Origin of the sequence: Williamsia maris (genome assembly GCF_024171815.1) — a bacterium.
In the GTDB taxonomy this organism is placed as follows: domain Bacteria; phylum Actinomycetota; class Actinomycetes; order Mycobacteriales; family Mycobacteriaceae; genus Williamsia_A; species Williamsia_A maris.
Window position 1 is genome coordinate 448,687 of record NZ_JAMTCJ010000003.1, and the last position, 24,904, is coordinate 473,590.

Below are 24,904 nucleotides of genomic sequence, written 5' to 3' on the forward strand. Positions count from 1 at the left end.
CGAATCTACGCCCTGATGCCGGCGGACCCGGCCCGAACCCCTGCCTCGCAGATGAACGCGACACCGCGCCTGCCGATGCGGGTGATGACGACCGCCAACGATTGCGAACCGCGGAGTTTGAGACGTCCACGCAGTTTGTCGGGATCCACGTCGACACCGCGGACCAGGATCTCGAGGATGCCGCAGTCCAACTCGGTCAGACGACGTTTGAGATGTTTCTCGGAGAAGCCCGACCATTCCAGGACCCGCCACCCACGATCCCCCGGCGGCACCTGATGGCCGGTCAGGTAGGCGATCTGACCGTCGAGCTGCCACAGGTCGTGCCGCTTCGCGTAGTGGCGGACCAGCCCGGCACGCACCACCGCGCCGTCCGGATCGATGATCCAGGTTCCCGGATCCCCCGGCGCGATACCGTCGCCGTCGGCGTCGGTGATCTCGAATCCGGTTCCGTCCGTTCGGATCACCGTCGCGCGGCGCCGGTCCTCGAACTCCCGACCGGTCCACAGGCACGCCTCCCGGACACCACCGTCGAACGAGGTGATCTGGACCTCGCCGGTGTACCCGTAGCGATCGCGGAGCAACTGATAGTCCAACCCCGGCGCGCTCTTGACGAGCAGCGGCCGACCTGCGTAGGTGGTGAGAAGGTCGAACAGCGATGGCTGCAACTGGTCGAGCCGAAAGGTCCGTGACCCACCACTGGTGCGACGCGCCGGATCGGCGATCACGACGTCGGCGGTACTGGTGGGGGTCAACGCATCCGCGGCGAGGAGCGTCGCGGAGGGGACGTTGTGCGCGGCCATGGCAAGTCGCACCCGGTCGATGTCGCTGCCCAGGATCGGGCCGAGCCCCGGTTGGGCGGCGAGCTCCGCGACTTCGGCACCGATCGAGCAGGTGACGTCGTGGATCACCGCTCCCGGGAACCTGGCCGCGAGGTCGGCGGCACGGTGTGCGGCGACCGTCCGGGCTGTCGCCTGCTGGACAGCGGTGTCGGTGAGCAACAGCCGATCGGCGTCACGGAGCTTGCCCGCCGCCTTACGACGCGAACGCACCGTGTCTACGAGCGCGGCCTCGCGACCCGGGTAGCGGGATCGCAGGACGGCGAGGTCGGAGATCAACGTCTCCGGCCGCAACTCCAACGACCCCGCAGTGAGCAGGGCTTTCTCGCCGAAACGCGTACGCAGGTAGGCGACGTCGTCGAGGGTGAAGTCGTAGCCCATCTCAGCCGGCTCGAGTCGCGGTGCGGTTCCGCGTCAGGGCTTGAGCCCGGTGATGACCACGTTGTAGAAGAACTTCGGCGGGACGACCTTGCGGAGCACGTTCTCGTCGAGCCAGGTGAGTCGCTTCCATCCCCCGAACGCGAAACGCGCCCAGCCCCATCCGAGCTTCTCCGGCGGGACGGCCGCCTCGAAGGTGCGGACCGGCCAGCCGAGCATCGCCGCGGCGAACTCCTCGGTGGTCGTGGCGACCTGCACACTGCCGGCGCGGGTCGCGATCGCCTCGAGCTCGGCCGGGTCGAAGGTGTGGATGTCGACGACGGCCTCGAGCGCGGCGGCGCGCGACGACTCGTCGAGTTCGGCCTGCGGACGTCGCCACGACGACAGCGGTCCGAGCTTGGTCACGTTGGTGGTGAGCGCCCAGGTGGCGCGGCTCAGCCAGCGGGCGTAGAAGTCGCCGATGGTCGACGGCTCGCCGGCGAAGATGAAGCGACCGCCGGGCTTGAGCACCCTCAGAACCTCCGACAACGCCTGCTCGACGTCGGGGATGTGGTGCAGGACAGCGTGTCCGACCACGAGGTCGAAGGTGTCGTCCTCATAGGGGATGGTCTCGGCGTCCGCGACCCGGCCGTCGACGTCGAGCCCGAGGTTCTTGCCGTTGCGCAGCGCCACCTTCACCATGCCCGGCGAGAGGTCGGTCACCGAGCCGCGCTCGGCGACGCCGGACTGCATCAGGTTCAGCAGGAAGAAGCCCGTGCCGCATCCCAGTTCGAGGGCGCGTCCGTAGGGCAGCGACTCCGTCGCACCCGCGGCGTCGAATCGTCCACGGGCGTAGTCGATGCAGCGCTCGTCGTAGGAGATCGACCATTTCTCGTCGTAGGTCTCGGCTTCCCAGTCGTGGTAGAGCACCTGCGCGAGCTTGGTGTCCTGCAGGGCGGCCTTCACCTCCGCCTCGGTCGCGTGCGGATTGGGGGCGGGATCGTGCGGTGATGCGGTCATGGAGTCAGCTCACTTCCCGGTGAATTCGGCCTTGCCGGGCCCGTTTTCGACGAACGACTTCATACCGATGGCGCGGTCGTCGGTGGCGAACAGCGATGCGAACACATGCGCCTCGATCTTCAATCCGGTGTCGAGGTCGGTGTCGAGCCCCTCGTCGATCGCGGCCTTCGCCGCGGCGAGGGCGACACTGGCGCCCTTGGCGAACTGCGACGCCCACGTCATCGCCGCGTTGTAGACCTCGTCGGGCGCGACGACCTCGTCGACCAGACCGATCTGCAGCGCCTCGGCGGCACCGACGAACCGGCCGGTGAACACCATGTCCTTGGCCCGCGACGGCCCGATCAGACGTGCGAGACGCTGGGTGCCGCCGCCGCCCGGGATCACACCGAGCAGGATCTCCGGCACACCGAGCTTGGCGTTGTCCCCGGCGATGCGACGGTCCGCGCCGAGCGCGACCTCGAGGCCGCCGCCGAGTGCGTAACCGGTGATCGCCGCGACGGTCGGCTTGGGGATGGCCGCGAGCGCGCCCAGGCCCGACTGCAGCCGACCGGCGACCTTGCTCATCTCGGCGAACGTCATGTCGTTCATCTCTTTGATGTCGGCGCCCGCGGCCAACACCTTCGGTCCGCCGTAGACGACGACAGCCTTGATCGAGTCGTCCTCGGTGGCCGCGAGAGCAGCCTCGGCGAGCTCGGTCTGCACCTGACGGCTCAGCGCGTTCATCGGCGGCCGGTTCAGCAGAATGGTCCCCACTCCGGGGAACTCGTCGCTGGTCTCCAAGGTCACGAATTCAGGCATGTGGGCAGGCTACCGGGTGTGCGAGCCATCCCACACCGTCGGGGCGCGCCGCTGATGGGAGCCCTCGGGGAATGCCGTGAACCCTCCTCGGGGCCGCCCGCCGTCGGAATAGTCTCTGATGGTGCCGACCACCACCGTTCATCCGGACCTGCGTCGCATCCACCGCGTCCTGCCCACCAACCCGATCAACGCGCGGACGGTGCCGCTCGTGCGCGCAGCGACAAAGCTGTTCGCACTCCGACCCGCGAAGGGCGTCGAGACGATTGCGGTCTCGCCGCACGCCACGGTCCGCGTCCATCGCCCACCGATGTCGGACGCACCGGCCCGCGACACCCCCGGGGCGGCGCTGCTGTGGATCCACGGCGGCGGGTACGTCATCGGCAGCGCCGCGCAGGACGACCCCATCTGCGCCCGGTTCGCCCGGGAGCTCGGCATCACGGTGGCCGCGGTCGACTACCGCCTCGCTCCTGACCATCCCTTCCCAGCGCCCCTCGACGACTGCCTCGCCGCCCTGTCCTGGCTGGCTGCGCAACCGACGGTGGACGCGAACGCCATCGCGATCGGCGGCGCGAGCGCCGGGGGCGGTCTCGCGGCCGCGCTGGCCCAGCGGGTACACGACCTCGGCGAGATCCGACCGGCGTTCCAACTGCTCGTCTACCCGATGCTCGACGACCGCACCGCGTCCGCCGAGAAGTCTGACATCCGTGAGCATCGCCTGTGGAGTGCCCGCAGCAACGTCTTCGGCTGGTCGTCCTATCTCGGCGACACCGACCGCGCCGCTGCCGTGCCCGCACGCCGACCCGATCTCGCGGGGCTGCCCCCGGCGTGGATCGGCGTCGGCGGCAACGACCTCTTCCACGACGAGGACCTCACCTACGCGCAGCGGCTCCGGGATGCCGGCGTCGCCTGCGAGACCACCGTCGTTCCCGGTGCCTTCCACGGGTTCGATGCACTCGCACCCCGCGCCGCGGTGTCCCGTGAGTTCTTCGCCGCCCAGTGCGCCGCGCTCCGGGCCGCATTCCCTTAGGGTCGGTAAATGGCATCGGAATCCGCCGGCGCGCCGGTCGAGCTGTCGGTCGGCGATCGCACGGTTCGGATATCCAGTCCCGACCGCGTCTACTTCCCGACCCGCGGCGAGACCAAGCTCGACCTCGTCAACTACTACCTGTCGGTGGGCGACGGCATCGTCCGGGCACTGCGCGACCGCCCCTGCATGCTGCACCGATACCCCAAGGGCGTGACGGGTGCGAAGGTCCACCAGAAGCGCATCCCCAGCGGCGCACCGGACTGGTTGGAGACCGTCGAGATCTACTTCCCGCGGTACGGCAGGACCGCCGACGAGGTGTGCGTGACCGAGCTGGGGAGCGTCATCTGGGCGGTACAGATGTCGACCGTCGAGTTCCATCCCTGGAACTCGCGGCGATTCGACACCGAGAAACCCGACGAGTGGCGCATCGACCTCGACCCGATGCCGGACTGTCCGTTCGACAAGGTCCGGCGCACCGCCCACATCGCCCACGAGGTGCTCGACGAACTCGGCATCCGTGGCTACCCGAAGACCTCCGGCGGATCCGGCCTACACGTCTACGTGCGTATCGAACCCGAGTGGTCCTTCACCGATGTCCGACGAGCCGCACTGGCGTTCGCGCGGGAGGTCGAACGTCGCAACCCCGACGAGATCACCACCACGTGGTGGCGCAAGGACCGCGATCCCACGGCGGTGTTCGTCGACTACAACCAGAACACCCGCGACCACACCATCGCGAGCGCCTACTCGGTCCGCGGGAACGCCGACGCCACCGTCTCCACACCGATCGAGTGGACCGAGATCGACGACGTGGACCCGCGGGAGTTCACCATCGCGACCGTCCCGGAACGCTTCGCGCGCCTCGGCGACCTGCATGCCGACATCGACGACACGGCCTTCCGACTCGACACCCTGCTGGAGTGGGCCGATCGAGACGGACTCGAACCCGACACCGACACATCCACCGACGACACGACCGGAGACGACACGCAGTGACCCCTCAGCGCAGCGCCCGCACCGACGAGCAGACCGGATTGATCGGCCGACGTACGTTCCTCGCCTCCCTGGGCGCGCTGGCCACCATCGGTGTCGCGGCCGCGTGCGGCGACAGTTCGACGCCCGCCAAGAAGGTGACACCGGACCTGTCCGGACTCGATGGGGCCGTCACCCCACAGAACGATCTGTTCCGCCACGTCAACGGCAGCTGGCTGCGCAGCTATCAGATCCCCGCCGACAAGGCGAGCTTCTCCACCTTCGATGAACTCAACGACGAGGCGCAGAAGCACCTCAAGGCCATCATCGAGGGCATCGACTCCTCCGCGTCGGGCGAGGACGCCAAGATCCGCGACCTCTACGCCGGCTACCTCGACACCACGATGATCGAGAAGGCCGGCCTGACGCCGGTGACCCCGATCCTCACCGCCATCACGCAGGCTCCCACCAAGGACGAGCTGACCCGCGGGCTGGCCGAGCTGTCGACGGCGGGCAGCACCGGCATCGTCGACTTCTACGTCGCGCCCGACCAGGAGAACGCCACCCGCTACGTGGCCAACGTCGTGCAGTCCGGGATCGGTCTGCCCGACGAGTCCTACTACCGCGAGGACAGCTACGCCGAGACCCGAACGAAGTACGTGGCGTTCCTCGCCACCCTCGCCCGCCTCGGCGGTCTCCCCGACCCCGAAGGTGTCGCGACCCGGGTCATGGCCATCGAGACCGCCGTCGCGAAGGGACATCTCACCACCGTCGAGAGCCGTGACGCGAAAGCCACCTACAACCCGCGCACCTGGGCCCAGTTCGCCGCCGAGTCGCCGGGGATGAACTGGGAGGCATGGCGATCGGGCATCGGCGCCTCGACCGAGCAGCTCGCACGGGTGGTGGTCACCGGACCGAAGGCCAACGCCGCAGCGGCCCGGGTCTGGGCCGACACCCCCATCGACGACCTGCGCGACTACATGCGCATCTCGGTCCTGCGCTCCTACTCGCAGTACCTGCCGAAGGCGTTCGCGGACGCACGCTTCGACTTCTTCTCCAAGACCCTCAACGGGGTCGAGGCCCAACCCGAACGCTGGAAGCGGGGCGTCGCGCTCGTCGACACCCTGCTCGGTGAGGCATTGGGCAAGAAGTATGTCGCCGAACACTTCTCGGGTGAGGCGAAGACGCAGGCGCGCACGTTGGTCGGCAATCTGCTCGAGGCCTACCGACGCAGCTTCACCACCATCGACTTCTTCAGCGACGCCACCCGTAAGGAAGCGTTCGACAAACTCGGCAAGATCAACGTCAAGATCGGGTACCCCGACAAGTGGCGGGACTACTCCGAGGTGGCCGTCGTGCGCGACGACGTCATCGCGAACTACCGCTCGGGCTATCGGTTCGAGTCGAAGCGTCAGGTCGCCAAGCTCGGGACGGCGGTCAACAAGGACGACTGGCAGATGACACCCCAGACGGTGAACGCCTACTACGACCCGACGTTCAACGAGATCGTCTTCCCCGCGGCGATCCTGCAGTCCCCGTTCTTCGACCCGAACGCCGAGATCCAGGTCAACTACGGCGGTATCGGCGCGGTCATCGGGCACGAGATCGGCCACGGATTCGACGACCAGGGCTCGCAATACGACGGCGACGGCAACCTGCGGGACTGGTGGACCCCGGCCGACCGCGCCGCCTTCACCAAGAAGTCCGACGCGCTGATCGCGCAGTACAACTCGCTGGTGCCCGAGGGACTCAGGCCCGACCAGCACGTCGACGGCGCGCTCACCGTGGGCGAGAACCTCGCCGACCTCGGAGGGTTGTCGATCGCATTGTCGGCGGCGAAGATCGCGGCCGAGAAGGACGGCACGAAGAACCTGGATCTGACCGATCTGTTCCTGTCCTGGGCCCGGATCTGGCGGAGCAAGGACCGTCCGGCGGCGCTGGCCGAGCAGTTGGCCACCGACCCGCACTCACCCGGCGAATTCCGGTGCAACCAGGTCGTCCGCAACCTGCCCGACTTCTACTCGACCTTCCGCGTCGCCACCACCGACAAGCTCTATCTGCCGGAGGCGCAACGGGTTCGGATCTGGTAGCCCACCCCTCCGGTCGGCGGTCTCGGCCCCGGCGGGTTCAGGACAGCCAGGCCATCAACGGCAACCCCCAGAATGGCGCGAGGGCGAACACCAGGGCGAGGGCGCCTGCGATGCTGACCGTCCGCGACCGCGCCGCAGCCGCGATGAAGGCTGCAACGAGTCCGGCGAGCCAGAGCGCCAGCGCGCCGACGAACGCGCCCGACGACGCGGTGACGTCGCCCAGGGCCGACCAGGCGATGACGAACGACATGCCAAGAAGGACGAACGCACAGGCTGCGGCAGCCGACGCCACCTCCGCGGTGCGCTGGGAGCGATCGGTCGGGGTGGGTGCGGGACGGCTCGTGTGTGTCATGCACCGATTCCAGCGGACCAGCGTGCACGCGAACAGCGTGGAACTACTCAATCAGCGGCGGTTGTAGCGCTCGACCCCGTCGAACTCCAGACGCACACTGCTGCCGTCGGAGATCACCGTCGGGCAGATCATCGTGATCTCGCGGGGCGCGGCCAACGCGTCGGCGACGGTGTCGAACCGCCGGAGTTCCTGCAGCTGCGCCCATGTCGGCGGCAGCAGGAACACCCGACCCGCCTCCCACTCGGCGAGGATGTCGTCCACGCGGTGCCAGGTCGCCGACGCGGCCTCGGTGGTGCGATCGTCGGCCTCCTGTCCGCCCGGCAGCGCGGCGAGGAAGAACCGCGTGTCGTACCGGCGGCGTTCGCCCAACGGGGTGATCCAGTGCGCCAGGGGCACGATCAGGTCCGAGCGCAGGATCAGGTCGTGTTCGCGCAGGAATCCGGCCAGCGAGATCGTCTTGTCGACCAGCTGTGCCCGCGCCGGGTGGTACGGCGTCGCGTCGTCCAGCACGGTGTCGGGTGTCCGCCCCGCGAGCAGCACCCCGCATTCCTCGAACGTCTCGCGGACCGCGGCGCACACCAGCGCCTGGGCGGTGGCCTCGTCGGCACCGAAGCGGTCGGCCCACCAGTCGGGGTGCGGGCCGGTCCAGGCGACGTCGGCCTCGGCGTCGCGCGCGTCGACCCCGCCGCCGGGGAACACCGTCATGCCACCGGCGAAGGCCATCTCCTGCACCCGTTGGATGAGGAACACCTCGATCCCGCCCGGCGTCGAGTCGGTGTCAGCGACGTCGCGGATGACCACGACCGTCGCGGCGTCACGCACGGGCACGGATTCGGGATCGTCGACCGGGACGAACCCGGCGCCCGGGCCGGTCATGCCCGGGCCCGTCGGTGGCCACCCGCGCGACGGGCACGCCGGGCGAACCAGCGGCCGTCGAGCCGGTCCAGCGAGATGTTCTGACTGAACGCGGCGGTCAGGTTCTCAGCGGTCAGTACGTCCTCGAGCAGACCCTGGGCGACCACGCCGCCCTCCTTGAGCAGGAGCGCATGGGTGAACCCCTCCGGTATCTCCTCGACGTGATGGGTGATCAACACCGTCGCCGGCGCATCAGGGTCGGCGGCCAGCACACCGAGTCGGGCCACGAGTTCCTCGCGTCCACCGAGGTCGAGGCCGGCGGCGGGCTCGTCGAGCAGCAGCAGTTCGGGATCGGTCATCAGGGCCCGGGAGATCAGCACCCGTTTGCGCTCGCCCTCCGACAACGTCCCGAAGCGGCGATCGGCGAGATGCTCGGCACCCATGGATTCCAGGGTCTCGACGGCCTGCGCACGGTCGACCTCCTCGTAGTCCTCCCGCCAGCGCCCCAGCACCGAGTAACCTGCGGAGATCACGAGATCGGTGACGAGTTCGTGGTCGGGGATCCGCTCGGCCAGCATCGACGACGTCACGCCGATCCGGGTGGACAGGTCTCGGATGTCGGTGTGACCGAGACGCTCGCCGAGCAGGACCGCGGAGCCCGAGGTCGGGTGGGTCTCGGCGGCCGCCATCCGCATCAGGGAGGTCTTGCCCGCACCGTTGGGGCCGATGACGACCCACCGTTCGTCGAGTTCCACCTGCCACGTGATCGGGCCGACCAGGGTCGTACCGTCACGGACCAGGGTCACGTCGGTGAAGTCGATCAGCAGGTCGGGGTCCGGGGTGGGGAAGTCCGTCGTCGAGTTGTCGTCACTGTCGGGCACTCCCCCATCGTGCCGCACGTCGGGGTCACGGCGGTGGTCCGACTCTCCCCGCGAGCCGGTGGGTCTCAGACGAGTCGGAAGTCGGCGAAGTCGAAGCCGGGGACCACGATGCAGCTGACCAACGACGGCGCGTTGTCGAGTGAGCGCGCACGCTGCCACTCGTGGCCGGGCACGACGTGCTGCGGCCGTTGCCCGCCGGTGATGTCGGGGCCGAGCACGACCGTGGTCTCCGCACCGGGCGCGTCGTCGGTACCGCCGAGGATCAGCTCGACCGGTGCGCCCCGGTGATGCAGCCAGATCTCCGCGCCGCGCACCGTGTGCCAGGCCGACTCCGCGCCGGCGGGCAGCAGGAACAGGATGGCGGTCCCGGCCGCGCGGGCGCCCGGATAGTCCTCGGGCAGAACGCCCGTCGGCAGGGTGAGGTCGCTGCGCCAGGTCTCGGTGAACCATCCGCCCTCGGGATGCGGTTGCAGATCCAGGCCCTGAGCCCAATCGGGCAGTTCACTCATGGAGCGAGCCTAGTGTGCGGTCCTGGGGTGCGGTCAGAGCGCGCTCGGCGATCACCGTGACCGAGCCGGGCGCCACCTCGGTAAACCCCGCGTCACGAACGGGGGCAACCGAATCGGGGCCACGGCGCAGCAGGTCAGACCATGCCGCCTCGCTTGCGACGGCGACCTCCAACGGACAGCCGTCCCGCCACCACCGCAGCGCCTCAGCGGTGTCGAAGAGTCCGGCCGCGAGCATCGAGGCGTGGCCCACCTGCGCGGCCAGCTTGCCGACGGTCATGTCGAGGGTCGGGTTGATCCACAGGATCAGCTCACCCGGCGACGTCGGATCGGCGTCGAGGTCGCCGTCGACGTCGGTTCCACCGATCTGCAGCCGGGCGATCCGCTTGTCGAGGTCGCCGACGGGTCCGGGAACGATCGCCCGGGCCTGGGCTTCCCCGGTGTCGACGGTGAGTCCCGCGACCTCCTGGGCCGCGACCCAATGCGCTCCGCGGGCACGGCGGCTGATCTTGCGGATCCGGGCGTCGCACCAGGTCGCGACACCGTCGTGCCAGGGGCCGGGGGCCGGTGGGGCTGCGTTGGGGGTTGCGGGGTCGGGATCTGCGGCATCGGGGGCTACGGCGTCGGCGCGCTCGTCGAGGCAGAGAAGCACCGCCGCGCGGGCCGCGGCCTCGAGCAGGGCACGACGGGGCGGCGGGTCGTTCTTCTCGATGTGCAGCACCACGGGCATCGCCAGCACCTGCGCCGGGTCGGCGGGATCGGCGCCGCCGCCGACGTAGTCGGTCAGCAGCCGATGACGATCGGCGAAGGTCACGTCTACAGCAGCGGGACGCGACGTGAGGTGCCGTCGACCGCGTCGGCCGCCTCGATCTCGTCACGGGTGACGCCGAGGATGAACAGCACGGCGTCGAGGAACGGATGCGACAGCGCCGCGTCGGCGACCTCCTGCAGCGCGGGCTTGGCGTTGAACGCGATACCCAGTCCGGCAGCGGTGAGCATGTCGATGTCATTGGCTCCGTCGCCGACCGCGACGGTCTGCTCCATCGGCACCCCGACCTGATCGGCGAAGGCGCGCAGCGCGACCGCCTTGCCCGGTCGGTCGATGATCTCGCCGATCACGCGACCGGTGAGCTTGTTGTCGTCGTCGATCTCGAGGGTGTTGGCCCGCACGAAGTCGAGTTCGAGCTCATGGGCGAGGCCGTCGATGACCTGCCGGAAGCCACCGGAGACCAGGCCACAGTGGTAGCCGAGGCGGTGCAGCGTGCGGATGGTGGTGCGTGCCCCGGGCGTCAGCTCGAGGGAGCTCGCGACCTCGTCGAGGATCGAGGCGTCGAGTCCGGTCAGTGCCTTCACCCGCTCGTGCAGGGACTCGGCGAAGTCCAGTTCACCGCGCATGGCCGCCTCGGTGACCGCGGCGACCTCGGCTTCCTTGCCCGCCCTGGCGGCGAGCATCTCGATGACCTCACCCTGGATCAGGGTCGAGTCGACATCGAACACGATCAGTCGTTTGGCCCGCCGGGCCAGACCGCCGCGTTCGACGGCGACGTCCACGCCGTGACGCTTGGCCACCTTCGCCAGCCCCTTGCGAAGCGCGACGTCGGCGACGAGGTCGTCCCTCTTGACGCTGACCATCAACTCGAGCCCCGTCACCGGGTAGTCGGCGATCCCGCGGATCGAGTTGATGTTGCCGCGCTGGCCGGCGAGCTCGGTGGCCAGCGCGCTGAACGCCTTGGCGGTCACCGGGTTGCCGAGGATGACCACGACATGCGTCGAGACCGTCCGCACACCGGGATCGGCGCCGACCTCGACGCTGACGACCATGTCGATCGAGCTCATGGCCTGCTCGACGGTCTCCTGCAACGACTCGGGGTCGGTGGCGCAGTTGACCAGGACGCCGAGCGTCAGACGGCCACGGATGACCACCTGTTCGACGTCGAGCAGGATGACGCCGTGACGCGAGAGCGCACCGAGCAGTACCGACGTCACGCCCGGGCGGTCGGGCCCCGTGACGGTGATCAGCACCGCGATCGATGACCCTGCGTCGGCGGTTCCCGGCGCGGGCTCAGGGCTCACGTCAGTTGGGATCGGCTTCTGTCGACGACTCGTGCGTGCCGACGGTCACCGGATCTCGCTTGGCCTCTTCCATGTGCTTGCTCGCCTGGCCGACGTGCGCCTCGGCGTGCATCCGCTCGATCATGTGCGGATAGTGCAGCTCGAACGCGGGACGCTCGGAACGGATCCGGGGCAGCTCGGTGAAGTTGTGGCGCGGCGGCGGGCAGCTGGTGGCCCACTCGAGCGAGTTGCCGAAGCCCCACGGGTCGTCCACGGTCACGACCTCGCCGTAGCGGTAGCTGCGGAAGACGTTCCACAGGAACGGCAGCGTCGACAGACCCAGGATGAACGCACCGACCGTCGAGAAGATGTTCAACGTGGTGAACCCGTCCGACGGCAGGTAGTCGGCGTAGCGGCGCGGCATGCCCTCGTTGCCCAGCCAGTGCTGGACGAGGAAGGTCGCGTGGAAGCCGATGAAGGTCAGCCAGAAGTGGATCTTGCCCAGCTTCTCGTCCATCATGCGGCCGGTCATCTTCGGGAACCAGAAGTAGATGCCCGCGTAGGTGGCGAACACGATGGTTCCGAAGAGGACGTAGTGGAAGTGCGCCACGACGAAGTAGCTGTCGGAGAGGTGGAAGTCCAGGGGCGGGCTGGCGAGCAGCACGCCGGTCAGGCCACCGAAGAGGAAGGTCACGAGGAAGCCCACCGAGAACAGCATCGGTGTCTCGAAGGTCAAGTGCCCCTTCCACATCGTGCCTATCCAGTTGAAGAATTTCACTCCGGTCGGCACCGCGATGATGAACGTCATGAAGGCGAAGAACGGCAGCAACACCGCGCCGGTGGCGTACATGTGGTGCGCCCAGACGGCCACCGACAGCGCCGCGATGGCGAGCGTCGCGTAGATCAGCGTCGAGTAACCGAAGATCGGCTTGCGGGAGAACACCGGGAAGATCTCCGAGACGATGCCGAAGAACGGCAGCGCGATGATGTAGACCTCCGGGTGACCGAAGAACCAGAACAGATGCTGCCAGAGGATCACACCACCGTTGGCCGGGTCGTAGAGATGGGCGCCGAATTGTCGGTCGACCTCGAGTCCCATCAGCGCAGCGGTCAGCAGCGGGAACGCGAGCAGGATCAGGACGCTGGTCACCAGGATGTTCCAGGTGAAGATCGGCATGCGGAACATCGTCATGCCGGGTGCGCGGAGGCAGACCACGGTGGTGACCATGTTGACCGCACCGAGGATGGTGCCGAGACCACCCACGGCCAGGCCCATGATCCACAGGTCGGCGCCGGCGCCGGGCGAGTGGATCGCGTCGGTCAGCGGCGTGTACGCGGTCCAACCGAAGTCGGCGGCACCACCGGGGGTGACGAAGCCGGCGATGACGATCAGTCCGCCGAAGAGGAACAGCCAGTAGCTGAAGGCGTTGAGACGCGGGAACGCGACGTCGGGTGCACCGATCTGGAGCGGGAGCACCACGTTCGCGAAGCCGATGACGATCGGGGTCGCGTACAGCAGCAGCATCACGGTGCCGTGCATCGTGAACAGCTGGTTGTACTGCTCCGTCGACAGGAACTGCATGCCCGGAACGGCCAACTCACCACGCATCAGCAGAGCCATCAGGCCGCCGATGAGGAAGAAGCCGAAACACGTGACCAGGTACATGATGCCGAGCATCTTGTGGTCGGTCGTCGTGATCATCTTGTAGATGAACGAGCCCTTTGGCCCGGTCCGAGCCGGATAGGCCCGATCCGGAACCACCTGGGTGGGCTGGTCGAGGGCGGTCACAGATCCTCCTGCCTGCGTGGCCATACGGCCACCACAACGAACATCGCTACAGCTGATCGTAAACCCTTGCACCCCTGTGAGCCGAGTGGGTCCTACGTTCTGTCGTACACGCCGTTCGACCGGCGGTGCGACGACTCGACGAACACCACTCGCGCCACGACACGCGTCGCAGATCAGCGGTGTCGTCGGTGCTAGCGTGATCCACGATATCCGCGTGCAGAGCGCCCTGATCACGATCGGAAGAATGCAGGTGAACGGTATTTTCCAGCGTCGACGAGCCGTCGTGTCCGTTGTGGCGGTGATCGCGGTGACCGCCCTGGCGGCCGCGGGGTGCGGCGGGTCGTCGATCCCGGGTGGCGAGGGCACGATCGTGACCACCACGACACGCATCGCCGGCGCCGATCTGGTGACACCGGAACGCGCCTTCGACGCCTCCTGCGGAACCGAGTCCGCGGTGGACCCGGGCAAGCCGGACATCGACCGGATCGCCGTGACCGACCCCGCCCTGCTCGACGCGGTCTGCGCCCTCGGACTGCAGACGCGAGTGGTCGCGATCGCCGCCGAGAAGGCCGCCATCCCCCGCTACCTGGGGCCCGCCGTCACCTCGCGTCCCACAATCGGATCCCAGCCCTCGGCCGACGCCGCCCGGGGCGCACGCGCGGACGTCGTGATCGGTTACGACGCGTCGCTGGCCGCACCGTTCGGCGGACGCGCGCTGACCATCGACCGCACCGAGTCGTGGCAGGACCAGTTCGCGGCCGTCGCCGACGGACTCGGACGCAGCGACGAGGGCAAGACCCGGCTCGACGCCTTCGCCGCACAGGCCAAACGCGCGGGGGCCCGTCTCGACGCCTCCCACACCCAGGTCGGGCTGGTCCGCTTCGGCGCCGACAGCGAGACCATCGAGGGCACGAACTCGTACGCGGGCACCATCCTCTCGGCGATGGGCGCGCAGCGGCCGGCCAGTCAGCGGCAGGCCGGTGCGGTCGCGGTGACCGACGACAACTTCACCGACGCGGACGCCGACATCATCTACGTCAGCTTCACCGACACCGCCGCGGAGAAGCACGGCACCTCGGTCATGAAGAGCGATCAGTGGCTCGACATGGGCGCCCCGGGCTGGGGTCGGGTACTCGTCGTCACCGACGACATCTGGTACGGCGGCGTCGGTCTGGCCGCGGCGCCCATCGTGATGGACGACGTGATCCGGTCGCTCAACCGCAGCTCCAGCTGAACCCGACGACGACCGCACTCAGTTCGCGGGCGATTGCGAAATGTTAAACGCGGACTGAACCCAACGGTTCCCAAGCAGATATGCGCAGATCAGCATGTACGCATGACTGTGACCGATGACCTGTTGACCAACAACGCCGAGTACTCCGCCGGGTTCTCCGGCCCGCTCCCCCTGCCCCCGAGCAAGCACGTCGCCGTCGTCGCCTGCATGGACGCCCGCCTCAACGTGTACGGGATCCTCGGCCTGAACGAGGGTGAGGCGCACGTCATCCGCAATGCCGGCGGCGTCATCACCGACGACGAGATCCGCTCGCTCGCGATCAGTCAGCGCCTGCTCGGCACCACCGAGATCATCCTGATCCACCACACCGACTGCGGGATGCTCACGTTCACCGACGACGACTTCAAGCGCGGCATCCAGGACGAGATCGGGGTGAAGCCGGCCTGGTCGGCCGAGGCGTTCCCTGATCTCGACGAGGACGTCAAGCAGTCTCTCGCCCGCATCGAGAACAGCCCGTTCGTCACCAAGACCACCTCGCTGCGCGGCTTCGTCTTCGACGTCGCCACCGGCAAGCTCAACGAGGTCACGCGCTAGCGGTCACGCCTCGGCGTCACAGACGCTCCACTTTTGACGAAACGCTCCGGTTGCAACCGGAGCGTTTCGCTAGAGGTGGAGCGTTTGTCGTTCACTCCGCCAAGAGCGATTCGAACACCGACGCCAACGTCGCCCGCTGATCCGCCGACAACCTCTCGGTGAGGTGCTCTCGGATCGATTCGGCGTGGGCGGGTCGGGCCGGTTTCAGCGCGCGACGGCCCCCGTCGGTGATGCTCACCGTGACCGCCGACGCGTCCTCGGAACTCCGCGTCACCAGGTCACGCTTCTCCATGCGGGTGATCTGGTGCGACAGCCGACTCTTGTTCCAGCGCATGGACGTCGCCAACTCCCCCTGTCGTAGCGAACCGTCGCCGAGATCGACCAGACGCGTCAACACCCCGAACTCCGCGCCGGTCAGATCCGACGCTGCGAGGATGTCGCGTTCAACCGCCGCGTTCACCCTCTCCCCCACCAGCTTGAACTGGTGCCACAGTGCGAGTTCCGTCGGCGTGAGTCGAGCGCTGGATGTCATACGGCCACCGTATCGACCAATGGGTTGTCACGACAACCGATCACGTCTACCGTGGTTGTCATGACAACCAGCACGTACGCCGCAGCCATCGTCACCGGAGGGTCGCGCTCGATCGGCCGAGCCATCTCCGAGCGACTTGCCCGCGAGGGCCACCCCGTCCTGGTGAACTACGCCCACGGCGTCACCGACGCCGAGGCGACGGTGCGATCGATCGTCGACGCCGGCGGACGGGCGATCGCCGCGCAGGGCGACGTCGCGTCGCCGACGGACGTCGAGGCGTTGTTCGCCACGGCACGAACAGAATTCGGCGAGGTCGGCATCCTGGTCAACAACGCGGGCGTCAGCGTCCTCGGGGAACTGTCCGAGCTCGACGACGACGCCTACGACCGTGTCTTCGACGTCAGCGCGCGCGGAACCTACAACGGGCTGCGTGCGGCGGCCCACCACCTCGTCGACGGCGGGCGGATCGTCAACCTGTCGAGCACCGCCATCGCGGTCACCACGCCGCGAATGGGTGTCTACCTCGCAGCGAAGGCGGCGGTGGAGACGTTCACGCGGGTCGCGGCGAAGGAGCTGGCCCCGCGCGGGATCACGGTCAACGCGGTGGCGCCGGGCCTGATCCGGTCGGAGATGTTCTCCGACGGCAAGACCCCCGAGCAGCTCGCCGCGATCGAGAAGGCCTCCCCCGCCGGCCGTCTCGGTGATGTCACCGAGATCGCCGACGCCGTCGCCCTGCTCACCACACCGGAGGCGAGCTGGATCAGCGGGCAGATTGTCCGCGTCAACGGCGGCGCCGCCTGAAATCCACTGCATCCGCTCCGGTTACGACGAAACGCTCCGGCTGCAACCGGAGCGTTTCGTCGAAAATGGAGCGTTTGTCGGTGGGACTCTAGAAATCCCAGTCGTCGTCTTCGGTGTTGACGGCCTTGCCGATGACGTACGAGCTGCCCGACCCGGAGAAGAAGTCGTGGTTCTCGTCGGCATTGGGTGAGAGCGCCGAGAGGATCGCCGGGTTCACGTCGGTCTCGTCGCGCGGGAACATCGCCTCGTAGCCCAGGTTCATCAGGGCCTTGTTGGCGTTGTAGCGCAGGAACTTCTTGACGTCCTCGGTGAGACCGACCTCGTCGTAGAGGGTCTCGGTGTAGTCGGTCTCGTTGTCGTACAGCTCGAACAGCAGCTCGAAGGTGTAGTCCTTGAGCTCCTGACGACGCTCGGGGGTCTGCACCTCCAGCGCGCGCTGGTACTTGTAGCCGATGTAGTACCCGTGCACGGCCTCGTCGCGGATGATCAGACGGATGAGATCGGCTGTGTTGGTGAGCTTTGCGCGGCTCGACCAGTACATCGGCAGGTAGAAGCCCGAGTAGAACAGAAACGACTCGAGCAGCGTCGAGGCGACCTTGCGCTTGAGCGGGTCGTCGCCACGGTAGTAGTCCATGACGATGTTGGCCTTGCGCTGGACGTTGACGTTCTCCTCCGACCAGCGGAACGCCTCGTCGATGTCCTTGGTGGAGCACAGCGTCGAGAAGATCGAGCTGTAGGACTTGGCGTGCACCGACTCCATGAACGCGATGTTGGTGAGCACCGCCTCTTCGTGCGGGGTCGCCGCATCGGGGATCAGCGACACCGCGCCGACCGTGCCCTGAATGGTGTCGAGCAGCGTCAGACCGGTGAACACCCGCATGGTGAGCTGCTTCTCGAGATCGGTGAGCGTGCCCCACGACGGGATGTCGTTGGACACCGGCACCTTCTCGGGCAACCAGAAGTTGCCGGTCAGGCGATCCCAGACCTCGGCGTCCTTCTCGTCGGGAACGCGGTTCCAGTTGATGGCCGAGACCCGGCTGACCAACTTGATCGGCGCGCCGTCGGCAGGCGAATGGCTCTGGGTGGACGTCATCGTGCGCTCCTGCAGGTCGATTCGAAGGTGGGGGTTGCCGAGAGGCGGGTGGTCACAACATGCACGAGACGCAACCCTCGACCTCGGTGCCTTCCAGCGCGAGCTGGCGCAGGCGGATGTAGTACAGCGTCTTGATTCCCTTGCGCCATGCGTAGATCTGCGCCTTGTTGACGTCGCGCGTGGTGGCGGTGTCCTTGAAGAACAGGGTCAGGCTCAGCCCCTGGTCGACGTGCTGCGTCGCCGCGGCGTAGGTGTCGATGATCTTCTCGTAGCCGATCTCGTACGCGTCCTGGTAGTAGTCCAGGTTGTCGTTGGTCATGAACGGCGCCGGGTAGTACACGCGACCGATCTTGCCCTCCTTGCGGATCTCGACCTTCGCGGCCACCGGGTGGATAGAGCTGGTGGAGTGGTTGATGTAGCTGATCGATCCGGTCGGCGGCACCGCCTGCAGGTTCTGGTTGTAGATGCCGTGCTCGCGCACCAATGCGCGCAGCTGACGCCAGTCGTCCTGGGTCGGGATGTGCACGCCCGCGCCCGCGAACAGCTCCGCGACCCGTGCGGTGGCCGGCTCCCAGGCGTGGTCGGTGTACTTGTCGAAGAACTCGCCGCTCGCGTACTTGGACTTCTCGAAGCCGCCGAACGAGTGACCGCGCTCCTTGGCGATCAGGTTCGAGGCACGCAGCGCGTGGAACAGCACCGTGTAGAAGTAGATGTTCGTGAAGTCGATGCCCTCCTCGCTGCCGTAGTAGACGCGCTCGCGGGCGAGGTAGCCGTGCAGGTTCATCTGACCGAGGCCGATCGCGTGAGAGCTGTTGTTGCCCTCCTGGATCGACGGCACCGAGGTGATCGCGGTCTGATCGCTCACCGCGGTGAGGCCGCGGATCGAGGTCTCGATCGTCTGACCGAAGTCCGGCGAGTCCATCGTCTTGGCGATGTTCAGCGAGCCAAGGTTGCACGAGATGTCCTTGCCCACGGTGGAGTAGGACAGGTCGTCGTTGAACGTCGACGCGGTCGACACCTGCAGGATCTCCGAGCACAGGTTCGAATGCGTGATCTTGCCGTCGATCGGGTTGGCGCGGTTCACCGTGTCCTCGAACATGATGTACGGGTAGCCCGACTCGAACTGCAGCTCGGCGAGGGTCTGGAAGAACTCGCGCGCCTTGATCTTGGTCTTACGGATCCGGCGGTCCTCGACCATCTCGTTGTACTTGTCGCTGACGTTGATGTCGGCGAACGGCACGCCGTAGACGCGCTCGACGTCGTACGGGGAGAACAGGTACATGTCGTCGTTGCGCTTGGCCAGCTCGAAGGTGATGTCCGGGATCACGACGCCCAACGACAGCGTCTTGATGCGGATCTTCTCGTCGGCGTTCTCACGCTTGGTGTCGAGGAAGCGGTAGATGTCGGGGTGGTGCGCGTGCAGGTACACCGCGCCCGCACCCTGACGGGCCCCGAGCTGGTTGGCGTAACTGAACGAGTCCTCGAGCAGCTTCATGATCGGGATGACACCCGAGGACTGGTTCTCGATCTTCTTGATCGGCGCGCCGTGCTCACGGATGTTGCTGAGCAGCAACGCGACTCCGCCGCCGCGCTTGGACAGCTGCAGCGCCGAGTTGATCGACCGACCGATGGACTCCATGTTGTCCTCGATGCGCAGCAGGAAGCACGAGACCGGCTCGCCGCGCTGCTTCTTGCCCGAGTTGAGGAACGTGGGGGTGGCCGGCTGGAACCGGCCGGAGATGATCTCGTCGACGAGGGCACGGGCCAGTTCGGTGTCGCCGTCGGCGAGGGTCATCGCGACCATGCACACGCGGTCCTCGAAGCGCTCGAGGTAGCGCTTCCCGTCGAATGTCTTGAGCGTGTACGAGGTGTAGTACTTGAACGCCCCCAGGAAGGTGGGGAACCGGAACTTCTTCTTGTAGGCGTAGCCGAAGAGGTCCTTCACGAACTCGCGGTCGTAGCGCTCGAGGACCTCGGGCTCGTAGTAGTTCTCCTCCACGAGGTAGTCGAGCTTCTCGTCGAGATCGTGGAAGAAGACGGTGTTCTGGTTGACGTGCTGCAGGAAGTACTGGTTCGCCGCCTCACGATCCTTCTCGAACTGGATCTTGCCGTCGGCGTCGTACAGGTTCAGCATCGCGTTGAGCGAGTGGTAGTCCATCTCGCCCGGCTCGTGCCCGGCCGGACCGGCGTGCGCCCCCGACGTACTCGCCGAGGCGTCGGTCGCGTCTTTGACGGGGGTAACGGTTGGCGACACTGGAGCTCCTGTGGGTGGTGGGTCGAATACGTGGGAAGACTGGGACAACTGCGATGACTGTGGGGCGAGATGCGTGTGGCGGGACCCGCCTACCGCACCGAGGTGCGGGTGACGCGCCTCAGGCGGGGACGGTCCGGGCGATCGTGGCGTCGGTGTCGAACTCGCGGAGACCGTCCCGGACGCGGTCGACGTCCTCTGCGGTGCCCATCAGTTCGAATCGGTAGAGGTACGGGACACGGCACTTGGCCGAGATGATGTCTCCGACGTGGCAGAACTCCTCGCCGAAGTTCGTGTTCCCCGCTGCGATGACAGCGCGGATCAGCGAACGGTTGTGCTCGTTGTTCAGGAACTTGACCACCTGCTTGGGGACGAATCCCCCGGTGGCCCGTACCGGTCCGTCGCCGGCCTCCGACGGCTTGCCGCCGCCGTAGGTCGGACAGATCAGGACGTAGGGCTCGTCGACGGTGAACGAGCTGACCCGCTCGGCCCGGTCGACGACCGGGATGCGGACCGACCGGAGGCCGAGCTTCTCGACGAAACGGTGGGTGTTCTCCGAGACGCTGGAGAAGTAGACGATCAACGGCGCGTCGGCGGTACCGTCGGCCGGGCGATCGGAGATGGAGTGGTCCGGGGTCGACATGGTGGACCTCCAGACGTGGAACGGACGAGCGGGATCAGGCAGCGGCGACGGCGAGCGCCTTGATGCGATCCGGGCGGAAACCGGACCAGTGGTCCTCACCGACGACCACGACGGGCGCCTGCAGGTAACCGAGCGCCATCACGTAGTCACGCGCCTCGTCGTCCTGGCTGATGTCGACGATGTCGTAGTCCAGACCCTGCTTGTCGAGGGCCTTGTAGGTGGCGTTGCACTGCACGCAGGCCGGCTTGGTGTAGACGGTGATGCTCATGGGAACTCCTCGATACTCACGATGTGCGGGGTGCTGACGGACTCGCACATCGCGCGGCCTGTCGGTCTGCCAAACACTACACCTAGTGTCTGACATACGTAAGCAACACAAGGGGTTGCGAATAACATTCATGGAAGTCGCAGGTCGCAGGGGTGCGCCCGGGCGTGGCGGAATTCCCTTCGGCGTGTCGCAGGTCACACGGACGACGATGGCGGCACCACATGTCGTGATGCCGCCATCGGGTCGTTCCAGAAGTACACGCAGGGTCAGACAGTGGCCCCCACGGCGCCGACCAGGTCGGCCACGGCGGACCGCACCTGCTCGACCAGTTCGGGCACCTCGGAGACCGGTCGGCCATTGAGTTCGGACGTGGCGATCCCGACCTCGACGCTGTCGACCACCTTGCCGCCGGCGATGCCGACCGACTTGCGCGCGTCCTCCTGCGACCACTTGCCCGCGTACCGGCCCAGCGATGCGCCGATGACGGCGACCGGCTTGTCCTTGAGCGATCCGTTGCCGTACGGACGCGACCCCCAGTCGATCGCGTTCTTCACGACGGCGGGGATGGTGCCGTTGTATTCCGGCGTCACGATCAACACGGCATCGGCGTCGGCCAGCGTGGTGCGCAGGGCGTCGACGGCCGGGTCGAGCGGCTCGACGTCGAGGTCCTCGTTGTAGAACGGGACGGTCGCGAGACCTTCGTAGATCTCGACCGACACCGACTCCGGCGCACCGGCCGCGGCCAGCTCCGCCACCTTGCGGTTGATCGACTCCGCACGCAGGCTGCCCACCAGGGCCACGATCTTGACGGACTCGGACATGTGACATCACTCCTCGGTATCGCTGCGGCCATGTTCGGCGGCCACGACTGAACGGTTCGCACTGCATCAACCGGACCAGGGTCCGTATCTATTCCGCGCACGTCAACCATTACGCTCAGCGGTGTGGCAACCAGTGGCGGGTCGAGATCCTCGGGTACGTCGACGCCGTCCGCGCTGAAACTGACGATGGCCGGTCCGGGCGACTCCGAACGCTCCGACGCGATCCGCAACCGCGCCCTGCTGCTGTCGGCCGCCAAACGACTCATCGACAACCACGGCGCCGCCGCGGTGACCATGGACGCGGTCGCGCGTGAGGCCGGCGTCGGCAAGGGCACCGTGTTCCGTCGGTTCGGTGGCCGCGCGGGGCTGATGATGTCGCTGCTCGACCACTCCGAGACCGAGATGCAGCGCTCGTTCCTGTCCGGGCCGCCACCGCTGGGCCCGGGGGCACCGGCCGTCGAACGACTCGTGGCCTACGGACGGGCCCGTCTGGCGATGGTGTGCGCGCACCTCGACATCCTCATCGAGGCCGACGACGCCTCCGGGCCGGGCCGGCTGGCACATCCGGCCCACCGGGTCGCGGTGATACACGTGCAGACGCTGTTGGCCGACATGGGTTTCGGCGATGCCGTCCCCACCGTCTCACTTGCCCTGCTGGCGCCGCTGGAGGCTGCCTCGGTGCACCACCTGATGGTGCACGAGGGCCTGACCGTCGAGACGATCGGCGATCAGTGGGAGCGACTCGTCGATTCGCTCACGCCGGCCTGATCGCGCTCCTCGGTCCGCGGACCGACGCCGGGTACCAGCGCACGGAAGAACACCGACCGGCTCGAGGCGGCGCGGACCACCACGTCGGGATCGGCGTCGCCGAGCCACGCCGACGACCCCGCCGACACCGACAGCACCCTGCCGTCCGGCGTCCGGATCTCGATCGTCCCGGCGATGACCGTCAGGATCTGCGGGCCCGCGGCGTCGAACGAGATCGACGACGTCCGCTGTAGTCCGGTTCCGTCGAGTTCGACCCGGGAGAGCCGGAACTCGGGCGCGGGCGTGGAGTAGATCCGCTCGGCCCCGAGCGTGTGGATCCCGGGCAGCAGATCCGACGGCGCGGTGGGCGCGAAGTCGAGTACCGCGAGCAGTTCGGGGACGTCCATGTGTTTGGGCGTCAGTCCGCCGCGGAGCACGTTGTCGGAGTTGGCCATGACCTCCACCGCGGTGCCCTGCAGATAGGCGTGCAGGTTGCCCGCGCCGAGGTACAGGCCCTCCCCCGGCTTCAGCCGGATCCGGTTGAGCAGCAACACCGTCAGCACACCCGGGTCCATCGGGTAGGCCTCGCCGAGTTCGAGCACCGTCTGCAACTCATGGGTGAAGCGCCGCTCACCCCGGCCGAGGTAGGCGATCGCCCCGTCGAGAACAGGCGGGATCAGGGCCTGCAGGATCACGTCGGGCAGCGTGAGCCAGGTGGTGAACAGTGCGCGCAAGCCGTCCGAGTCCGGTTGTCCCGCAAGCAGGCCCAGGTAGGGGTCCAGTTCGGCGACCTGCAGGTCCCGGAGCAACTCGACGGTCGTGGCGGGATCGCGGAAGCCGGCAAGGGCGTCGAACTCGGTGAGCGCCACCACGAGTTCGGGCTTGTGGTTGTCGTCGCGGTAGTTGCGGTTCGTCGCCCCGACCGGGATACCGGCCGCGTTCTCCCGGGCGAAGCCCGCACGGGCCTGCTCCAGGGTCGGGTGCGCCTGCAGCGACAGCGGCTCGTCGGCGGCGAGGATCTTGACCAGGAACGGCAGCCGGTTGGCGAAGCCCCGGGCGCACTCGCCGCCGAGTTCGGCCACCGGATCAGTGTCGATGACCGACAGCAGATCGCCGGAGGAATCGGTCGCGTCGTCGGCGACCACGAGCGACGGCGCCCCGGGATGCGCACCGAACCACAGTTCGGCCTCCGGATGCGGCGACGGTGTCGGGTGGCCGCGCAACGCCGCCAACGACGTTCGCGATCCCCATGCGTACGGCCGGATGATGCCCTCGAGCAACCGCATCAGCGCGCTCCCGTCAACCGAAGGTAGATCGCCGCCATCTCGATGCGCAGCGACAGGACCAGCAGGTGGATCAGGTCGTCCGGGGTGTGACCGACCTCGTCGGGACGCCCTGGTTCGGGCAGCCTCGGGTCCAGCCCGGACAGCGCCACCACGTCGGCGTCCGGGAGTATCGACATCCGTTGATGCACCGACCATTCCGACGACGGTGTGGTGATGACCTCGACCCGGACGGGACGTTCGACGGGCCCGTCGAACTCCGGATCGTGGAAGATCGAGTCGACCGGCGCCGACTGGTCCACCGGCCGGCCCGCGGCTCCGGCCACCGCCTGCGCGAGATCACATCCCACGCTGCTCACGCCGGCGATCGTGTACATCGAGCGGGCGGCATGCCCGGCGATCACGGTCGATGCGGGCGTGTCACCGGCCCAGGCGACCGATCGATCGGCGATGCGGGCGGCCAGCCCCTTGGCCGCGTTGTGGAACACCTCGTTGCCCGGGTGTGCCGCGGCGGCCTCGTCGTCGAGAGCCTGCGCCAGCGCACCCATGTCCACCCGGGGGCCGGTCGAGCGCACGGCGGTCAACGCGCCCAGCACCGCGAGGAGGGCCACCACGTGGCCGACGAACCGGAACTCCGGCGGTGCGGGGATGCGGGGCGACAGGTCCAGGGCCGATCCGCCTGCGGCCTCGGCCAGGGGGCCCTCGAGGGGGACGTCGACGACGAGCTCGGCCCGGCGCCGGGTGGCCCGGGCCGCGGCGTCGGCGAAGGTCATGTCACCGGCGTCGTCGCCCACCAGCACCACCAGGTCGAGCGGACCGATCCACCCGGGCAGGGTGCCCGCCACGACGATCGGGACATCGACGCGCGACGCCATCGTCGTGACGACGAGATCGGCGGCGGCCGACGCGGTCCCGCCGCCCACCACCAATACGACGGCGCGGGGCCGCAGGTCGGCGAGCGGCGCGAGCACCCCTTCGCGAACCGCCTCGTCGACGGCTCTCACCTGCGCACCGGTCATCGCGGCCAGCCGTAGGCGACCGTCGACGTCGGCGGCCTGCAGGCTGGTCACGTCGTCGAGATCGGGGGCACCGGTGAGCATGG

At 67.8% G+C, this 24,904-nt stretch carries 25 protein-coding genes; 7 read left to right on the plus strand and 18 right to left on the minus strand.

Features of this window, described 5'->3' with window-relative positions; genetic code table 11:
- Positions 1–5 precede the first annotated feature (5 nt).
- The 3 genes from LX13_RS15470 to LX13_RS15480 are packed head-to-tail and all read right to left on the minus strand — an operon-like array spanning position 6 to position 3,011.
- Positions 6–1,217, minus strand: coding sequence for a THUMP-like domain-containing protein (locus LX13_RS15470; RefSeq protein WP_253662199.1), 1,212 nt, complete (start codon positions 1,215–1,217; stop codon positions 6–8).
- A gap of 33 nt (positions 1,218–1,250) precedes the next feature.
- Positions 1,251–2,213 (minus strand): class I SAM-dependent methyltransferase, encoded by a 963-nt coding sequence (locus LX13_RS15475; protein WP_253662200.1) that lies wholly within the window; start codon positions 2,211–2,213, stop codon positions 1,251–1,253.
- A 9-nt stretch (positions 2,214–2,222) separates the two neighbouring features.
- Positions 2,223–3,011, minus strand: coding sequence for an enoyl-CoA hydratase/isomerase family protein (locus LX13_RS15480; RefSeq protein ID WP_253662201.1), 789 nt, complete (start codon positions 3,009–3,011; stop codon positions 2,223–2,225).
- A gap of 121 nt (positions 3,012–3,132) precedes the next feature.
- On the opposite strand from LX13_RS15480, the gene LX13_RS15485 reads away from it, so the two are divergent.
- Genes LX13_RS15485 through LX13_RS15495 form a run of 3 tightly spaced genes read left to right on the plus strand, consistent with a single transcriptional unit; the run spans position 3,133 to position 7,100 of the window.
- Positions 3,133–4,038 (plus strand): alpha/beta hydrolase, encoded by a 906-nt coding sequence (locus tag LX13_RS15485; protein ID WP_253662202.1) that lies wholly within the window; start codon positions 3,133–3,135, stop codon positions 4,036–4,038.
- Between the two features lie 9 nt (positions 4,039–4,047).
- On the plus strand, positions 4,048–5,034 hold the full coding sequence (ligD, locus tag LX13_RS15490; protein ID WP_253662203.1) for a non-homologous end-joining DNA ligase: 987 nt from the start codon (positions 4,048–4,050) through the stop codon (positions 5,032–5,034).
- On the plus strand, positions 5,031–7,100 hold the full coding sequence (locus LX13_RS15495) for a M13 family metallopeptidase (protein WP_253662204.1): 2,070 nt from the start codon (positions 5,031–5,033) through the stop codon (positions 7,098–7,100). Before ligD ends, LX13_RS15495 begins: the two co-directional genes overlap by 4 nt.
- Positions 7,101–7,137: 37 nt before the next feature.
- On the opposite strand, the gene LX13_RS15500 is transcribed toward LX13_RS15495, so the two are convergent.
- The 7 genes from LX13_RS15500 to ctaD form a co-directional block, all read right to left on the minus strand.
- Positions 7,138–7,452, minus strand: a complete 315-nt coding sequence (locus LX13_RS15500) for a hypothetical protein (protein ID WP_253662205.1) — start codon at positions 7,450–7,452, stop codon at positions 7,138–7,140.
- A gap of 51 nt (positions 7,453–7,503) precedes the next feature.
- A complete protein-coding gene (locus LX13_RS15505) occupies positions 7,504–8,328 on the minus strand; it encodes an NUDIX hydrolase (protein WP_253662206.1) in 825 nt (274 codons plus the stop codon).
- Entirely contained in the window at positions 8,325–9,188 is an 864-nt protein-coding gene (locus tag LX13_RS15510; protein ID WP_253662207.1) for an ABC transporter ATP-binding protein, read from the minus strand. The genes LX13_RS15505 and LX13_RS15510 overlap by 4 nt, the downstream gene beginning before the upstream one ends.
- A 65-nt stretch (positions 9,189–9,253) precedes the next feature.
- Positions 9,254–9,697, minus strand: a complete 444-nt coding sequence (locus LX13_RS15515; protein ID WP_253662208.1) for a cupin domain-containing protein — start codon at positions 9,695–9,697, stop codon at positions 9,254–9,256.
- On the minus strand, positions 9,690–10,508 hold the full coding sequence (locus LX13_RS15520; protein WP_253662209.1) for an aminoacyl-tRNA hydrolase: 819 nt from the start codon (positions 10,506–10,508) through the stop codon (positions 9,690–9,692). Before LX13_RS15520 ends, LX13_RS15515 begins: the two co-directional genes overlap by 8 nt.
- A 2-nt stretch (positions 10,509–10,510) precedes the next feature.
- A complete protein-coding gene (gene serB / locus LX13_RS15525) occupies positions 10,511–11,767 on the minus strand; it encodes a phosphoserine phosphatase SerB (RefSeq protein ID WP_253662210.1) in 1,257 nt (418 codons plus the stop codon).
- Between the two features lies 1 nt (position 11,768).
- Positions 11,769–13,535 carry an aa3-type cytochrome oxidase subunit I gene (gene ctaD, locus LX13_RS15530; protein ID WP_253662211.1) on the minus strand — a complete coding sequence of 589 codons (1,767 nt, stop codon included), beginning with the start codon at positions 13,533–13,535 and terminating at the stop codon, positions 11,769–11,771.
- A 283-nt stretch (positions 13,536–13,818) separates the two neighbouring features.
- On the opposite strand from ctaD, the gene LX13_RS15535 reads away from it, so the two are divergent.
- A complete protein-coding gene (locus tag LX13_RS15535) occupies positions 13,819–14,769 on the plus strand; it encodes an ABC transporter substrate-binding protein (RefSeq protein ID WP_253662212.1) in 951 nt (316 codons plus the stop codon).
- A 102-nt stretch (positions 14,770–14,871) separates the two neighbouring features.
- Positions 14,872–15,363 carry a beta-class carbonic anhydrase gene (locus LX13_RS15540; protein WP_253662213.1) on the plus strand — a complete coding sequence of 164 codons (492 nt, stop codon included), beginning with the start codon at positions 14,872–14,874 and terminating at the stop codon, positions 15,361–15,363.
- Between the two features lie 91 nt (positions 15,364–15,454).
- On the opposite strand, the gene LX13_RS15545 is transcribed toward LX13_RS15540, so the two are convergent.
- Complete coding sequence (locus tag LX13_RS15545; protein WP_253662214.1) at positions 15,455–15,895, minus strand: MarR family winged helix-turn-helix transcriptional regulator; 441 nt, start codon at positions 15,893–15,895, stop codon at positions 15,455–15,457.
- Positions 15,896–15,955: 60 nt separating this feature from the next.
- Between LX13_RS15545 and LX13_RS15550 the strand changes: the two genes are divergently transcribed.
- A complete protein-coding gene (locus LX13_RS15550) occupies positions 15,956–16,696 on the plus strand; it encodes an SDR family oxidoreductase (protein WP_253662215.1) in 741 nt (246 codons plus the stop codon).
- A gap of 88 nt (positions 16,697–16,784) precedes the next feature.
- Here LX13_RS15550 and nrdF read toward each other — a convergent pair whose 3' ends face one another.
- The 5 genes from nrdF to LX13_RS15575 form a co-directional block, all read right to left on the minus strand.
- Positions 16,785–17,789 carry a class 1b ribonucleoside-diphosphate reductase subunit beta gene (nrdF, locus tag LX13_RS15555; protein WP_253662216.1) on the minus strand — a complete coding sequence of 335 codons (1,005 nt, stop codon included), beginning with the start codon at positions 17,787–17,789 and terminating at the stop codon, positions 16,785–16,787.
- Positions 17,790–17,841: 52 nt separating this feature from the next.
- Positions 17,842–20,043 carry a class 1b ribonucleoside-diphosphate reductase subunit alpha gene (gene nrdE, locus LX13_RS15560; RefSeq protein WP_253662217.1) on the minus strand — a complete coding sequence of 734 codons (2,202 nt, stop codon included), beginning with the start codon at positions 20,041–20,043 and terminating at the stop codon, positions 17,842–17,844.
- A 118-nt stretch (positions 20,044–20,161) separates the two neighbouring features.
- A complete protein-coding gene (gene nrdI / locus LX13_RS15565; protein WP_253662218.1) occupies positions 20,162–20,683 on the minus strand; it encodes a class Ib ribonucleoside-diphosphate reductase assembly flavoprotein NrdI in 522 nt (173 codons plus the stop codon).
- A 34-nt stretch (positions 20,684–20,717) separates the two neighbouring features.
- Positions 20,718–20,951, minus strand: a complete 234-nt coding sequence (gene nrdH / locus LX13_RS15570; RefSeq protein ID WP_188489847.1) for a glutaredoxin-like protein NrdH — start codon at positions 20,949–20,951, stop codon at positions 20,718–20,720.
- Between the two features lie 266 nt (positions 20,952–21,217).
- On the minus strand, positions 21,218–21,772 hold the full coding sequence (locus LX13_RS15575) for an NAD(P)H-dependent oxidoreductase (RefSeq protein WP_253662219.1): 555 nt from the start codon (positions 21,770–21,772) through the stop codon (positions 21,218–21,220).
- A gap of 186 nt (positions 21,773–21,958) precedes the next feature.
- Between LX13_RS15575 and LX13_RS15580 the strand changes: the two genes are divergently transcribed.
- Positions 21,959–22,540: a TetR/AcrR family transcriptional regulator gene (locus LX13_RS15580; protein WP_253662782.1), complete on the plus strand. Its 582-nt coding sequence runs from the start codon at positions 21,959–21,961 to the stop codon at positions 22,538–22,540.
- Here LX13_RS15580 and manA read toward each other — a convergent pair.
- Together manA and LX13_RS15590 are read right to left on the minus strand one after the other, a co-directional pair.
- Positions 22,501–23,805 (minus strand): mannose-6-phosphate isomerase, class I, encoded by a 1,305-nt coding sequence (gene manA, locus LX13_RS15585; protein WP_253662220.1) that lies wholly within the window; start codon positions 23,803–23,805, stop codon positions 22,501–22,503. The genes LX13_RS15580 and manA overlap by 40 nt on opposite strands.
- Positions 23,805–24,902 (minus strand): hypothetical protein, encoded by a 1,098-nt coding sequence (locus tag LX13_RS15590; protein WP_253662221.1) that lies wholly within the window; start codon positions 24,900–24,902, stop codon positions 23,805–23,807. The genes manA and LX13_RS15590 overlap by 1 nt, the downstream gene beginning before the upstream one ends.
- Positions 24,903–24,904 lie beyond the last annotated feature (2 nt).